Raw genomic sequence first — 14,077 nt, 5'->3', positions numbered from 1 at the left:
TAGCGCCTACAGGATAGGGAAAATTCCTTATCCTGTTTCTCTAGATCTTGTCTTTTGGTGGGGGTGTCACTTTCGTTTTAATCAAGCCCTGTTCAAGTTGTTTCAACAGTTCAAAATCTTGATCAGGTAAAGTTCGATCGCCGTTCTTCTCTAGAAAGTTAAACGCCGCCCGAAACTCTTTAGCATCGGCTGCGATCGGTGCCTCCAAATGACAGGGAATCACGCGCTCAAAGTCCCAACTAGCAACCTTTTCCGCCCAATCAATCACGATCTGCGGTTCCCGATTCAGGATCAATCTCTGCAAAATTGGCGCAACGATCAATCGATGTTTTCGCAATGCTTCAAACGATCGCTGCCACCCTGCTTTCCAGTGGAACGGATACCAACCGAAAAAGGCTTTTTTCGAGCGATCGGGCGCTTTGGCGACTTCACGTACCGACGGAACTAAATCGGCAACCTCTAAACCACTGGGTTGAAAGTAAAACGTAAATAATGCAACGCGCTGCCAGCCTTTACGGCGATTGGCTTCGGTATCTTCAATGCCCTCCGCTCCCGTCTCACGCGAATGAAACAACAACGGGTAAGGATCAATTTGCAGGATTTCTGGCGCAACTTCTGGAACCGATACAACAGAATCCGTCACCATCAGTGTTTTAGAGCGTCGATCGAACAAGGCAATCTCTTCAAACGGGCCTAATCCCAATCGAATTGGGCCTAATTTCGCATACTCAAACTGATCGCCAAAGGGAACCGATCGACCATCGAGTAAATGCGTCCGATCGCGAGGAAATCCCAACCAAGACAACGGTAGATTAACTGGATAGCTCCATTGGTCGGGTGCAACATAAATTTGAGCATTAGGGAACTTCCGAGCGAATGGTGGAATAAATACTTTATGCTCTAAACCCGAAGCAGTTGGGAGAATAATATATTTAACATCACCGTGAACGGAAACAACATCATCCAGCAATCGCAAGCATTCAACAGTTGGGGCAACAGGCGCATATACTAAAAGCCCACCTGCATCAAGCTTTACAACCGTCATCCGAATCGGTGTAACAACGTAGAAAATTCCCTGAAGCTGTTCAAATATCCAAACAGCATTTTCGACGACTTCGCGCCTGATCGTCCGACGCTGGCTATAGGGATAAATTGGCACTGTAAACCAATAAAACCACGATCGTTCACGCGGACTGATTTGACTGTTTTGCACCGATCGCATCATTGCCTAAACTCTTGTTCACTTGATTTAGTCTCTCACGCATCCTGAAACGATAGCGCATTCAGAAATAAACGCGGTCAAGCTACCAATACCGAACCACAGAGTAAGCGTCTAAAAGCTTTTCCTTCTGTTCCGAAAATCTGAAGCACTTCGAGGTCTCTATCGGTGTCTCCTCATTCCGCATAGAGTGGAAGATACGGTGTGGGTCGATCGCGCTCCTCTTGCTCATCCCGAATTATCACCCAAATTTTGGCATTTGAACGTGTGATAAGTTGTGCGAGTGATTCATTCTACTTGGGAATTGATTGTCAGCTATGTCCTCTACTAGGTTGAACCAGATAGTGAAATGGGTCATTGTTACTTTGAGCATTGCGATCGCTTACAGCGTTTCCGCTACCCTTTGTCTAGTTTTTGCCCCCTTACCAGGTAAAGTGACCGCTATCTGGTTGCCCTCCGGATTAACTCTGGCATTTTTTACCTGGTGTGGATGGTTGGCATTTCCAGGGATTGCTCTAGGGTCACTGATTGGGGTAGTACCGGATTTTCTCAAAGTAGAGCCGCCCCTTTCAATTCCTGTTTTCGTTTTCCTAAATCTTGTATGCGTTGTTGCTAATTGCCTTCAGCCAGCTGCTGGCGTTGCCCTCATTAAACGGTTAACCGGTACGTCGCCTGCATTTAATCAAGTCCAGTCTGTGAACGGTTTTATCGTAGCAGCAGTAGTTTCGCCGATGTTATCCGCCACGATCGGGATTACTTCTACGTGCTCAGTACAGCTTACGCCGTGGATAGACTATGGTGTCGCTTGGTTGACCTGGTGGCTGGCGAGTATGCTGGCTCATCTGCTGTTCACCCCTCCTCTACTCCTGTGGCGATCAAACGGGAGATTTTGTTCACGCGCTCAGTTCTGCGGGATGGTTCTCGCTTTAGGACTGAGCCTGGTGATCGGTTGGGTCGTGTTTATTCAGAACTATCCCATTGAATATACGTTCTTGCCTATCTTAATTTGGTCAGTTTTTCGGTGCGGTGGATTTTTCACCAGTGTACTGGTTTGCATCATCTCGGTGATCGCGATCGTGATGACCTCTCAGGGATTGGGATCATTCATAACCAACTCTACAACAGGTTCCCTGTTGTTGTTGCAGTCGTTTATTGCCGTGTGTTCTATTACGACATTAGTATTGGGGGCGGTGATCCAGGAGCGTAGAGCAGCGGAGCTGGCTCTAGAACGAACGCTGGACTCTTTAGAGCAGCAAATCGAAGAGCGGACGGCTGAGTTGCAGGAGAGCAAGGCAACTCTCGATGGTTTTTTTGCAGCAGCTCCAGTCGGTTTAGGGATTGTGGATCACCAGTTGCGATACGTGCGGATTAACCAACTCCTGTCAAAGATGAATGGTTTGTCGATCGAGCGACATCTAGGTCAAACCATCTGGCAGGTGCTTCCGAATTTGGCTCCCAACCTGGAACCCGTTTATCAAAAGGTGCTCATGACTGGGCAACCCGTTTTAAATCAGGAGGAAAGTGGTAAAAGTCCTGTACAGCCAGAAGTGAAGCGTACCTGGTTAACCTCCTATTTCCCCATTACATCGACTCATCATGCACCTTCCAAGGTGGGGGTCATTGTGATGGATATTAGCGATCGCAAAAAAATGGAATTACAACTTCAACTGCAAGCTCGCAGAGATAGTCTTACTGCGATTCCGAATCGACTTCATTTTCAGGAATCGGCTGAAGCAGAATGGCGACGCTGTAGCCGTATCCAGAAACCCCTTTCCCTAATTTTGCTGGATATCGATGAATTCAAGCGCTACAACGATGCTTACGGGCACTTAGCTGGGGATGCCTGCCTGATTCAATTTGCCAACCTACTCCTGACGGTCGTGAATCGCGCTGGGGATGTGGTTGCACGCTATGGCGGTGAAGAATTTGTTGTCATCTTACCGGATACAGATGCGGAAGGAGCGGTTCGTATTGCCCAACTGATTCGTCAGCGACTCCATCAAAAGCGAATTCCCCATCCCGGTTCTTCCGTTGCGGCTTATGTAACTGCTAGCTTGGGCGTTGCGATCTGTCTTCCCAATCCTAGTTTGCAGGTAAACGATTTAATTCAAGCCGCTGATGAAGGTTTGTACGAGTCAAAGCGACAGGGGCGCGATCGCATTACGCTCAAAGTCATTGGCATATAGTTACGATCGCTCGTCTTGGGTATCAGCCTGAAAGTAGCGCGATCGCGCTTTGGCGAAGAATATTGGGAGCGATCGTAATCCGAACTAACGTTGCCCATCACTTGCCGCTAACAGCCTTAGACTCTAACAGAAAACCTCCGGTCGGGTACATGGACATTGTTAAACCATGCTACTCACGACTCGCAGTGTTTGTCCGAGGCCATTGAAAACTAAATCGCTCATCATAGTAAGTGCGCTTCAAATAAGCTAAGTCAGCTTCCCAATCCCGAATTGCCTTATCAAAAGCACCTGCGTTACGGCGTCTCGCATTGCGTGTAAATGCTGCAATAGAGTCAGCTAGCTTTTTCAGTCTCTTAGCCGTACCTAGTTGACCCCACTCACTTAAGTAGGCGACGTTATCTATGGATGGCAAAGAATGCAAGAAGATATCATCAAGAATCTGCCTACGTTGATTTTCTGGTAGCCCATTTACACCAACTTTATACCCATAGAGTTTCAGAAGTCCTTCCTCATATTTGAAAACATCTTCAGATAAATTTTTTGATCCAACCTTTACTGTTGCAGTGGTAGTTGGCCAAACAAATGTTTTTGTGTCCTTTAACTCTGTTAATCTTGCTGAAATACGGGCGAGCAAAGTTCGAGCTTTTTTTCGAGTTCGGAACTGTAACTCATGATGTACTTCCCTCAAAACATCCGGATTATTCCATTCCGAATTCACAATTCTCTCAAGCTTGTCAACATGACATTTGATATATGGACGCTTTCGGCTGAATTTATCAGTATATTGAGTTTTATTTCTAAATGTTGATGACTGTGGAGTAACACGAACAGAGGTGTTTTCTTCTTGTATTGAAGCCGCAGGCGAGCTAGCTCTATCCTGTTCAGGTTTAACCCCAGATGGTCTATCAATCAGAAGATCCCGTTGTGGCATTGGTGGGTAATTTGCCGGCTTCTGAGACGGCTTAACCTCAAATGGTCTATCAATCAGAAGATCCCGTTGTGGCATTGGTGGGTAATTTGCCGGCTTCTGAGACGTATCTATTTCTATGGAAGGAGGTGGCTGTGGGTTAGCTTGTTCATCAGGTGATTCTACCTTTGCTGAAAAGGAGGAAGACTCACCTACAGATTTTTCCAACTCAGCTTCAGACGACTTTCGGGTCAGAAGCGTATACTTTGGCTTCTGATCGCGGGATCGTTTCAATCTCCGAAGGAGGGTTTTGAACCACTCCAGTAGTTTTCCTAAGTAGCCTCTCATGGGAGTTAAACGAATTGTTAATCGACAAGTTTGCTTCTGTTTCTTAAGTTTTGGCGCAAATTGATTCAGTGTTCAACTACTCTAATTGAGTTATATACCAAGCTAAATCTAGGTATCAGGAAATCTTATTAATTTTACAACTTAACCTTCACGTGTGCAGCGGACAGCAGCAAAGCTGATTGCACCTCACCAAATAATGCCCTAACGATGCCCTCGGAGAGAACTCGTAATAGCTTGGTCATCGCAAACTCACCGATCATCTCTCGCTACGCCCCACAGAAAGATTAGCGGTCTAACTGCACTGAATTTTTCCGCATAGCGTCCCAAATTGGCTGACTAGAATGAATTACTTCGGGTTATCACGCTGGTGCAGAGCAATATGGAGAAAGATTTTTTATAGTACGCTCTTACGGCTGCATATACAGAAACTTTCCATATATTCTTCGCTTTATACAGAAGGTTGATTTAACCCCATCGCTCTCAACAATCCCTCTAATTCGGAACTCGATACCGAGTAGCAATAAACGAGAAAAATCGGTAGTAGTTGCTGAACTGCCCACTCGGAGCAATGCCGCGCCAGTGATATCTCACGTCTTTATGGTCGATCGTTAACATCATCGTGCTAGTCTGCGCCTCGACCTTCACCTCTAATCGTCCGGGTATCCCCTGCGCCGTTGTAAAGTTCGTCGGCTGCGATTTTTGAGTCGATCGCTTTAACTGCGCCCAACTGCGAATTTCAAACCCCGCATTCTTCGGATCGCTAAACACAATGCCGTCTTGATTTTCCGGTGGAATCGAATCAATCCAGCCCTCCGGATACAAAAACTCAAAACCAAATCGAGGATTCCGGTAGGTCTGCCAGCGGTCAGGAAGACTGTCCTGCTGAGAACTTGATCGCTCCCACGGCAAGCCATTGCAGCTTGTCAGCCCAATCACTCCCACCAAAATCCAACTCAAACCCTGCTTCATAATGTAAATGAATGTAACAATATTGCCGTCATGCTGGCATACCGTCTTGACAGCCCCAGATATGCCAGATATCGTAATTGCATACCCGGGTAAAACGACTGAAAGTTCTATGCAAGACAAGCAGAAAGTTACGTTGTATCTCCCGCCCGAATTGCACCGCAAGCTAAAAATCCAAGCGGCGATGAGTTCAGAGGCGATGTCAGTCCTCGCAGAGAGGGCGCTCGACTTTTACCTCACATACCCGGAGGTTGTCGAGCAGCAAGAAGAAGCTCATGGTCAAACCCATCGGATTTACGACTGTCCCAGTTGTACCACTCCGGTAGTCCTGCGAAACGGCGAGTTGACTGCTTTAGGGCACTCCTCGAACGCTGTTACTCAGGATGAGCTATCGACCGTTTCGATCGGGTCTTCCAGCGAAGAGAAGGTTGTCGTTCCCTGCTAGTTTCCATCGCAGAGTTCGCAGTCTGATCGGTTCGCTTCACACATCTGCACCGTTGTTAGTGGGTCGCGGTTATGCAAGAAGAGCTAAATATCCTGTTACAGGCTCAATATCCTTTAATTTATCTTGTAACTTCGGAAGAAGAGCGGGCAGAGCAAGCGATCTCGATTCTTGCTCAGACGAAACCTTCCAAGCGGTTGTATTTGTGGACAGTGACTCACGGAATTGTGGAGTATGGTCAGCCTCGCAGCGTGACCCAGCACAACACAGTTTCTCCAGAAGCTGCGATCGAGTGGGTGATGCGACAGCGCGAACCCGGCATCTTTGTTTTCAAGGATTTGCACCCGTTTATTGATTCCCCTGCGGTGACTCGGTGGTTGCGTGACGCGATCGCCAGCTTCAAAGGAACGCAAAAAGCGATCGTGCTGATGTCTCCGATGCAAAACATCCCGATCGAGCTGGAGAAAGAAGTCGTTGTGATGGACTTCCCACTCCCCAACATGGCTGAGTTGAATCAAGTTCTCACCGCTCAGCTTGATCAAGTTCGGACTCGCCGGATTACGACCGAGACCCGCGAAAAGCTTCTAAAAGCGGCGTTAGGTCTGACCCGCGACGAGGCAGAAAAAGTTTATCGTAAAGCTCAGGTAACTGCCGGACGCTTAACCGAAGAAGAAGTTGACATTGTTCTTTCTGAGAAAAAGCAACTGATTCGACGCAATGGCATTTTAGAGTACATCGAAGAAGATGAAACGATCGATTCGGTGGGTGGACTCGATGAACTGAAGCACTGGTTAAGACAGCGATCCGATGCCTTTACCGAAAGAGCAAGAGAGTATGGACTGCCCCAACCTAAAGGAATGCTAATTCTGGGTGTTCCCGGTTGCGGAAAGTCACTGATTGCCAAGACGACTTCACGGCTGTGGGGCTTGCCTCTCCTGCGATTAGATATGGGTCGAGTTTACGACGGCTCAATGGTGGGTCGATCGGAGGCGAACCTCCGCAACGCGCTCAAAACTGCGGAATCGATTTCACCCGCGATCCTTTTCATCGATGAAATGGATAAGGCATTTGCTGGAACCACTGGCTCAGCCGATTCTGATGGCGGGACTTCCAGTCGGATCTTTGGTTCCTTCCTCACCTGGATGCAAGAGAAAACCTCTCCAGTGTTTGTGATGGCGACTGCGAACCGAGTCGAGCGCCTTCCGGGAGAATTCCTTAGAAAAGGTCGATTTGACGAAATCTTCTTCGTTGACCTCCCGACCGCTGAAGAGCGTAAAGAGATTTTCCGAATTCACCTCGCGAAACGCCGCCGAGAGATCGAACGCTTTGATCTCGACCAACTCGCAAACGTCTGCGACGGCTTTTCGGGAGCGGAAATTGAGCAAGCCTTAGTGGCAGCCATGTACGAGGCATTCGCTCAAGATCGAGAGTTTACCCAGTTGGACATCATCGCGGCATCGAGAGCGACTCTGCCGCTGTCCAAGACAATGACTGAGCAGGTTACAGCCCTTCGGGATTGGGCTAGGCAGCGTGCGCGACCTGCGGCAGCCTCAGTTGCTGAATATCAGCGACTTGAGTTCTAAAAGGCTTTTGTCCTGCTTCCCACAGGACAAAGGGCTGGGCAACCGTCCAGCAGTATGAACACCTGTTTTGCAACTTGAGTACGCAAGTACTTGGAGTTACAAAACATCTAAAACCTAAACGTTGTCGTTGTTATCAACTTTCCACGGAGGAAACCTAAAATGTCTCACTTTAGCACTCTTCGCACCAAAATCACCGACGCTGAAATCCTCAAGTCCTCGCTTCGCGATCTGGGCATCTCGGTTAAGACCGAAGCTGATGTTCGTGGCTACAACGGTCAGCGCGTTCGTTCTGACATTGTTGCAGTTCTCGACGGCGAATATGATTTGGGCTGGTCGCGTAACGCTGATGGTTCGTTTGACCTGATCGCTGACCTCTGGGGTGTTGCGAAGAAGCACAACCAAACTGAGCTGATCAACTCGATCAACCAGAAGTACGCTGTGAACAAGACCTTGGCTGAAGTCAAGCGCCCTGGTTTGAACAATGCAAACGTGAAATTGGTTGTTCAAAAATAGTTTCTCTGCGCGTTCCCAAGCTGGCGGGTTAACTTCTTACAGTTAACCCGTTTTTTTGTTTGAGCGATTAGGCTACTTACTTGCAATTGATTAGGGCTTCAATATCTGCTGCTACGATCGTTTCCAGGTTGCGCGTAATTTTCTCAATGTCCCAATTCCACCAAGCAACTTCAAGCAACGATTGGATTACGTCATCGTCAAAGCGCTGACGAATAGGCTTGGCTGGATTGCCCCCCACGATCGTGTAGGGTGACACATTACCGACCACGACAGATTTTGCAGCAATAATGGCTCCGTCTCCCACCTTCACTCCTGGCATAATCACCGCTTCATAACCAATCCACACATCATTACCGATGACGGTATCGCCTTTGTAGGGGAGTTCTTCAGGTTGAGGAGTTACTTTTTCCCAACCGTTGTTAAAGATGTCAAACGGATAAGTCGAGAACCCGCTCAATTTGTGATTTGCACCATTCATGATGAACTTAATTCCTGTTGCCAAAGCACAGAATTTTCCAATGATTAAGCGATCGCCAATGAATGGGAAATGATATAGAACGTTGCGCTCAAAATTTTCTGAATCCTCTGGATCATCGTAGTAAGTATAATCACCAATAATGATATTGGGATTTGACACCGTATTTTGAATGAAGCAGATTTGCGGAAATCCCTTCATTGGATGCTTATCTTTTGGGTCTGCTCCATACATGATTAGCCGCTCCTAGCCTTATATTGCAGATGACATCTGGACAGGAGAAACTCAGCTCTATTTACTAGGGCACAGGTTTTACTCAGGAAGCTTCAAGAGTTCCGACGGTTCCATCTTTTCATATTTCTCAAACGGTTGATGAATCCAGGGATTATGCTCCAAATAATCCACATAATAATCGGGCTTGATCACAGAACAGGCTTTGTACCAGAGAACGGCAGTACGAACCTCCTCGATATAGAAGCCGTAGTGCCGATCGAGCCAAGGAATCGCCTTTTGCAACGTCACGCCCGAATCCACTAGATCATCGACCAACAAAACATGACTGCCCAAATTCAGCGTCGTCATCGTCAGATCTTTTGAGAAGACGAGTGTACTCCTCGACTGACTGCCGCTGCGATATGAGGAAGTCGATAAAATCGCCAGCGGCATATCGAAGATGCGGGCAAGCACATCGCCGACGCGCAATCCCCCCTTTGCCAAGCAGACGATTTGATTAAACTGCCAGTCCGATCGGTAAATTTGAGCTGCAAGCTTTTCGATTAACAGATGATAATCTGGCCAACTGACATGAAGATCGGACTGAGTGGAATCGGGCATAGTGAAGTCAAAAATAGATAAGTTTTTCTGCAACCTGCGGATTACACAGGTGAAGACGATGAAAATAATACAACTGTTACCCCGGATTCTGCGACTTTGTTATGAATAATTCTGCTAACGAGCCGATTTCTGAAAAACTCGACCTCAAAACAAAAATTGCTTATGGAGCCGGAGATTTAGGCCCTGCAATCACGGCAAATATTTTGATCTTCTATCTCTCGCCGTTTCTGACGGACGTGGCGGGGTTAAATCCCGGACTGGCTGGACAGACACAATTGGTCGGGAAGGTCTGGGATGCAGTCAACGATCCAATGGTTGGGGTGATGAGCGATAAGACTCGATCGCGCCTTGGTCGCCGCTACCCCTGGATTTTGGCGGGTGCAATTCCGTTCGGTTTTTTCTTTTTCCTGCAATGGATTGTGCCCAAGTTTAGCAACAATCCAGACGGGCAGCAGTGGGGGTTGTTTTGGTATTACACCTTTATTTCGATCGCGTTTGGGTGGCTCTATACGGTGGTGAATTTGCCTTACACAGCACTCACGCCGGAGATGACGCAGGATTACGATGAGCGCACCAGTTTAAACAGTTACCGATTTGCGTTCTCGATCGGCGGCAGTATTCTCTCAGTCGTGCTGGTCGGCATCATTGGATCAATGTTTCCCGAAGTGCGGCAGCGCTATCTGGTGATTGGTGCCGTCTGTGCCGTTTTGGGATCGTTGCCGTTGTTTTGGTGTGTTTGGGGGACGTTCGATCGGATGAAAGCGATCGGGCTACAGCGTCCTGAATCAGAGCAACCTGTCTCGATACCGATCGCGCAACAAATCAAAATTGCCTTCAGCAACCGTCCATTTCTATTTGTCGTTGGGATTTATCTGTGTTCTTGGCTGAGTTTTCAGCTTACAGCAGCGATTATTCCTTACTTTGTCGGAAGCTGGATGAGACTAAATAGCCCGTGGGCAGTTCCAAGCGTGGTATTAGCCGTGCAACTGACTGCAATGCTCGTCCTTCCGCTGTGGAATGCGGCGAGTCAGCGAATTGGCAAACGGGGCGTTTATGCTGCGGGCATGGTGCTGTGGATTATTGCACAAGGCGGATTGTTCTTTTTACAGCCGGGACAGTTGACCTTGATGTACGTGTTGGCAGTGATGTCAGGATTTGGGGTATCGGTCGCGTATTTAATTCCCTGGTCAATGTTGCCGGATGTGATCGAACTCGATGAGCTGCAAACTGGACAGCGCCGCGAAGGAATTTTCTATAGCTTTGTGACATTTCTGCAAAAGGTTTCTTTGGGGATTGCGGTGGCGATCGTGCTGCAAAGTTTAGGGTGGGCAGGATACGTCAAGCCAACTGAAGCAGTTCAACTGCCTGTTCAGCCAGATGAGGTGTTGTTAGCGATTCGACTGTCGATCGGCCCTGTTCCCACGATCGCGCTGCTCATTGGCATGGTGTTGGTGTATTTCTATCCGATCACGCGAGAAGTTCACGCAGAGATTCGTCTGAAACTTCATGAGCGCAAGCACAACCCGTCTTAAGTTGCGAAAAGTGTAACCGATCGCACGATTCATCCAATGCGATGGCAAAGTAGGTACATTCTTAAGTACGGCAATTGTGATGATGAGTCCAGTTCAGAAATCCATTCAGAAGTCACCTTGGCAACGGTTGAGTGCCATCCCAATGGCAATCGGTATTGTTAGCTTATCGATGATCAGTCCGGTTCAGGCTCAGGAGAAATTAGTGCGAACCTTAACTGTCACAGGTCGCGGGTTCGAAGATATCCAAACGACACTGGCGCAAGTGCGATTGGGCGTCGAAGTCCAAGGCAAAACCGCTAATGAAGTGCAGCAAGAAGTGGCTCGCAAATCGAATGCAGTCGTCACCTTCTTGCGATCGCGCCAAGTCGATAAGCTCGAAACCACGGGAATCAATTTGAGTCCTCGATATGATTACACCAACAACCGTCAAACCCTAGTCGGCTACACGGGATCGAATAATGTTTCGTTTCGAGTTCCGACCGAGCGATCAGGCGAGATCATCGATGAAGCGGTGAAGAGAGGCGCAAGTCGGATCGATGGGGTCAGCTTTGTCGCGTCAGATGAAGCGATCACCGCCGCCCAAAAACAAGCGCTCCGTAAAGCCACTCAAGAGGCACAAGCTCAAGCAGATGCAGTATTCAGTGCCTTGAATCTAACCCGTAAAGACATTGTGAATGTTCAGGTGAATGGAGCCTCTGCACCGCCGCCTATTTTCCGGGATGCTGCGGTGATGGAGTTACGAAATACAAAGGTTCAAGCCGCTCCGAGTCCGGTCGTTGGGGGAGAACAACGAGTCGAAGGATCGGTCACATTACAAATCAGTTACTAGCTTCTGCGGAGAGATGAAATATTTTTATCTGCATGGATTTGCTTCAAGTCCAAGATCGACCAAAGCTCGTCAACTTTGCGATCGTTTCCGATCGATTCATCTCTCCCTAGAAGTTCCTGATCTAAATCAAAACGATTTTCCACATCTCACCCTGACTCGCCAAATTCAGCAGGTTAAAAGCCTGTTGCACGACGAACCTGTAACGTTAATTGGTTCTAGCTTTGGGGGATTAACTGCCGCTTGGATTGCCGAGCAGTGTGATCAAATCGATCGCGTCGTTTTGCTTGCACCTGCATTTAATTATTTAAATCATTGGCTTCCCGCATTCGACCCATCTGACCTAGAGCGATGGCGATCCGGGGTGCCAATTTTGATCTATCACTATGGCCTAGGTGGATCAGCGTCTTTGAATTACGATATTGTTTCAGACCTCAAAAACTACGACGAAGCCCAGATCAAGAAACCCATTCCAACCTTGGTCTTACATGGAGTCCACGACGAAGTGATTCCGATCGCTCAAAGCCGCTTGTATGTAAAAGATCGATCGTGGGTAAATTTGATCGAATTGGATAGCAATCACAGCCTAGTGAATCAAGAAGCGCAGATTTGGCAAGCGATTCAGGAATTTTGCAGCTTATAAAATCTTAGTGATGCAATCGCGTTTGACTAATGGTAAGTTATAGAACAAATACACTATTAACCTTTACATCTCCTAACTGGAGGGTAAATCTGCTCGAAAGTAGGGTTTACAGAGTTCAGATTTTTGAGGATTATCTATCTTGCAAGAGACAAGTTTATCTCTGAACTTTCGCTATGTTTGAAAGATAGCGAAAATTAAAGTTGAATTCTGCTACTGTCCGAATGCTGGAATTTTGCTCCAGCGAGACAAACTAGGTTATTGTTTCCAAGGTATTTAGTATGGAACCTGAAGTGAAAGAAATGGAAGCCTCCACCGTCGAAACTCCGACGATCAAAATGGACGAAGCTGGAACGCTTGCGCCTGTCTCTAGCAATTCAAGCAGCGAACAGTGGCGCGAAATCGCCGACAAGACTTATTCGGTTTTGGCATCGCTGCCGGAATATCTCGGTCGATTTTTCTCAGAGTACCGCAAACCTTTGGTGACGGTCGGACTGATTTTTGGCTCGATCGTTTCGGTCAAGCTTACCCTCGCCCTTTTAGGTGCGATCAACGACGTTCCCCTATTACAGCCGACCTTTGAACTGGTTGGATTGGGTTACAGCATCTGGTTTGTGTATCGATATTTGCTGAAAGCCTCCAACCGTGAGGAATTAGGGCAGGAGTTCAACAAGCTCAAAGAACAAGTGGTTGGTCGTGTGACGCAATAGAGCGCAGTCGCAACGGTCGTGAAATCGGGGGGCTGTAAATCAGCCCCCTGTTTTTGTTGAATTGGCTGTCACACAATGGCTTGACCTCGAAGCCTGATTCCTTCATAGTTTTTTGATATCAGCACTGCTCGATCCAAACAAGATTTGTTAGGGTCAGGCACTTTAAGATCAAAATAACGATCATATTTTTGATGCAACCTTTAGCGGCTATGCACTTTTGTAAACAGCTAATCAGACCATTACTCGTGATCAGCGCTTTCGGTTTAATTGCGCTGCCCGCATCGGCGCAGTTGAGCAATGCTCAAGTCGATCGGATCGTTGAAGCCCTACGCCAAGCCTCAAAACCCGAAAAGCCCAACACTGGACTATTCAGTGATTGGCAAGTCAAGCCCGACAATATCCCACGCTGGTCAAAAGCCTGTACCGGACGATCGCTGTCTCCATCTGAATTTGAAGCAAATTCAGGCATTGCTCGATCGATTGTGACGTGCATCGTGCGCGACGTGCTGAAAGAAGAAGCAAAAGCGATCGGCAATAATGAAACGGCTGCGGTTCAACGAGTCGCAGCTTGGTGGATGACGGGCGACGCGAATAAGTTCAATGCACGAGAAATCGCGCCTTATGTGCAAAAAGCACTGAGGGCCTACCAGCCCACCGTTGCGGAAAAGCCTGAGAAACCGAGCCGAAACGAAACATTCTACGATCGCTACATGACCGCGGGCTATGCCGCTGCTCAGCGCAAGGATCAAAAAGCGGCTCGGCTCTACTTCCAACGGGCACTCGATGAGCGTCCACAGGATCAATTTGCCCTGCAAGCCCTCCGCAATCTAGGGACTGCAAATCGCGGCTCTAGCCGCACCACTCCGATGACTGAGAAACCGACGAACCGTTAGGAA

14 protein-coding genes are annotated in these 14,077 nt (G+C 47.9%); 9 read left to right on the top strand and 5 right to left on the bottom strand.

Annotated elements, in window-relative coordinates; translation table 11 throughout:
• Positions 1-40: 40 nt before the first annotated feature.
• Positions 41-1,222 carry a DUF4336 domain-containing protein gene (locus H6F51_13250; GenBank protein MBD1823449.1) on the bottom strand — a complete coding sequence of 394 codons (1,182 nt, stop codon included), beginning with the start codon at positions 1,220-1,222 and terminating at the stop codon, positions 41-43.
• A gap of 314 nt (positions 1,223-1,536) precedes the next feature.
• Between H6F51_13250 and H6F51_13245 the strand changes: the two genes are divergently transcribed.
• Positions 1,537-3,405 (top strand): diguanylate cyclase, encoded by a 1,869-nt coding sequence (locus H6F51_13245; GenBank protein ID MBD1823448.1) that lies wholly within the window; start codon positions 1,537-1,539, stop codon positions 3,403-3,405.
• A gap of 169 nt (positions 3,406-3,574) precedes the next feature.
• Here H6F51_13245 and H6F51_13240 read toward each other — a convergent pair whose 3' ends face one another.
• Positions 3,575-4,540, bottom strand: coding sequence for a hypothetical protein (locus H6F51_13240; GenBank protein ID MBD1823447.1), 966 nt, complete (start codon positions 4,538-4,540; stop codon positions 3,575-3,577).
• Positions 4,541-5,152: 612 nt separating this feature from the next.
• Positions 5,153-5,569 (bottom strand): hypothetical protein, encoded by a 417-nt coding sequence (locus tag H6F51_13235; GenBank protein ID MBD1823446.1) that lies wholly within the window; start codon positions 5,567-5,569, stop codon positions 5,153-5,155.
• A gap of 169 nt (positions 5,570-5,738) precedes the next feature.
• Here H6F51_13235 and H6F51_13230 point away from each other — a divergent pair, with 169 nt between their 5' ends.
• The 3 genes from H6F51_13230 to H6F51_13220 all read left to right on the top strand — a co-directional run bounded on the left by H6F51_13230 (position 5,739) and on the right by H6F51_13220 (position 8,164).
• Positions 5,739-6,071, top strand: coding sequence for a hypothetical protein (locus H6F51_13230; GenBank protein ID MBD1823445.1), 333 nt, complete (start codon positions 5,739-5,741; stop codon positions 6,069-6,071).
• Positions 6,072-6,142: 71 nt separating this feature from the next.
• Complete coding sequence (locus tag H6F51_13225) at positions 6,143-7,651, top strand: AAA family ATPase (protein ID MBD1823444.1); 1,509 nt, start codon at positions 6,143-6,145, stop codon at positions 7,649-7,651.
• 159 nt (positions 7,652-7,810) lie between these two features.
• Positions 7,811-8,164, top strand: coding sequence for a DUF1257 domain-containing protein (locus tag H6F51_13220; GenBank protein MBD1823443.1), 354 nt, complete (start codon positions 7,811-7,813; stop codon positions 8,162-8,164).
• 76 nt (positions 8,165-8,240) lie between these two features.
• Here the strand turns inward: H6F51_13220 and vat are convergent, their stop codons facing one another.
• Together vat and H6F51_13210 are read right to left on the bottom strand one after the other, a co-directional pair.
• Positions 8,241-8,873: a Vat family streptogramin A O-acetyltransferase gene (gene vat, locus H6F51_13215; GenBank protein ID MBD1823442.1), complete on the bottom strand. Its 633-nt coding sequence runs from the start codon at positions 8,871-8,873 to the stop codon at positions 8,241-8,243.
• Positions 8,874-8,951: 78 nt separating this feature from the next.
• Positions 8,952-9,473, bottom strand: coding sequence for a phosphoribosyltransferase (locus H6F51_13210; protein MBD1823441.1), 522 nt, complete (start codon positions 9,471-9,473; stop codon positions 8,952-8,954).
• 101 nt (positions 9,474-9,574) lie between these two features.
• On the opposite strand from H6F51_13210, the gene H6F51_13205 reads away from it, so the two are divergent.
• From H6F51_13205 to H6F51_13185, 5 genes are all read left to right on the top strand, one after another.
• A complete protein-coding gene (locus tag H6F51_13205; protein ID MBD1823440.1) occupies positions 9,575-11,005 on the top strand; it encodes an MFS transporter in 1,431 nt (476 codons plus the stop codon).
• Positions 11,006-11,084: 79 nt separating this feature from the next.
• The gene (locus H6F51_13200) at positions 11,085-11,834 is read left to right on the top strand and encodes an SIMPL domain-containing protein (protein ID MBD1823439.1); all 750 of its coding nucleotides are present in this window, start codon (positions 11,085-11,087) and stop codon (positions 11,832-11,834) included.
• A 13-nt stretch (positions 11,835-11,847) separates the two neighbouring features.
• Positions 11,848-12,474, top strand: a complete 627-nt coding sequence (locus H6F51_13195) for an alpha/beta fold hydrolase (GenBank protein MBD1823438.1) — start codon at positions 11,848-11,850, stop codon at positions 12,472-12,474.
• 278 nt (positions 12,475-12,752) lie between these two features.
• Positions 12,753-13,181 carry a CAAD domain-containing protein gene (locus tag H6F51_13190; protein ID MBD1823437.1) on the top strand — a complete coding sequence of 143 codons (429 nt, stop codon included), beginning with the start codon at positions 12,753-12,755 and terminating at the stop codon, positions 13,179-13,181.
• A gap of 209 nt (positions 13,182-13,390) precedes the next feature.
• Entirely contained in the window at positions 13,391-14,074 is a 684-nt protein-coding gene (locus H6F51_13185) for a hypothetical protein (GenBank protein MBD1823436.1), read from the top strand.
• Positions 14,075-14,077 lie beyond the last annotated feature (3 nt).

This window comes from Cyanobacteria bacterium FACHB-DQ100 (genome assembly GCA_014695195.1).
Lineage (GTDB): Bacteria > Cyanobacteriota > Cyanobacteriia > Leptolyngbyales > Leptolyngbyaceae > Leptolyngbya.
This window is presented reverse-complemented; position numbering and strand designations above follow the sequence as displayed.

What these genes read in the sequence shown, in the direction of transcription:
- H6F51_13250 (MBD1823449.1), bottom strand. Translation starts at nt 1,222, where the DNA reads ATGCGATCGGTGCAAAACAGTCAAATCAGTCCGCGTGAACGATCGTGG.
- H6F51_13245 (MBD1823448.1), top strand. Translation starts at nt 1,537, where the DNA reads ATGTCCTCTACTAGGTTGAACCAGATAGTGAAATGGGTCATTGTTACT.
- H6F51_13230 (MBD1823445.1), top strand. Translation starts at nt 5,739, where the DNA reads ATGCAAGACAAGCAGAAAGTTACGTTGTATCTCCCGCCCGAATTGCAC.
- H6F51_13225 (MBD1823444.1), top strand. Translation starts at nt 6,143, where the DNA reads ATGCAAGAAGAGCTAAATATCCTGTTACAGGCTCAATATCCTTTAATT.
- H6F51_13220 (MBD1823443.1), top strand. Translation starts at nt 7,811, where the DNA reads ATGTCTCACTTTAGCACTCTTCGCACCAAAATCACCGACGCTGAAATC.
- vat (MBD1823442.1), bottom strand. Translation starts at nt 8,873, where the DNA reads ATGTATGGAGCAGACCCAAAAGATAAGCATCCAATGAAGGGATTTCCG.
- H6F51_13210 (MBD1823441.1), bottom strand. Translation starts at nt 9,473, where the DNA reads ATGCCCGATTCCACTCAGTCCGATCTTCATGTCAGTTGGCCAGATTAT.
- H6F51_13205 (MBD1823440.1), top strand. Translation starts at nt 9,575, where the DNA reads ATGAATAATTCTGCTAACGAGCCGATTTCTGAAAAACTCGACCTCAAA.
- H6F51_13200 (MBD1823439.1), top strand. Translation starts at nt 11,085, where the DNA reads ATGATGAGTCCAGTTCAGAAATCCATTCAGAAGTCACCTTGGCAACGG.
- H6F51_13195 (MBD1823438.1), top strand. Translation starts at nt 11,848, where the DNA reads ATGAAATATTTTTATCTGCATGGATTTGCTTCAAGTCCAAGATCGACC.
- H6F51_13190 (MBD1823437.1), top strand. Translation starts at nt 12,753, where the DNA reads ATGGAACCTGAAGTGAAAGAAATGGAAGCCTCCACCGTCGAAACTCCG.
- H6F51_13185 (MBD1823436.1), top strand. Translation starts at nt 13,391, where the DNA reads ATGCACTTTTGTAAACAGCTAATCAGACCATTACTCGTGATCAGCGCT.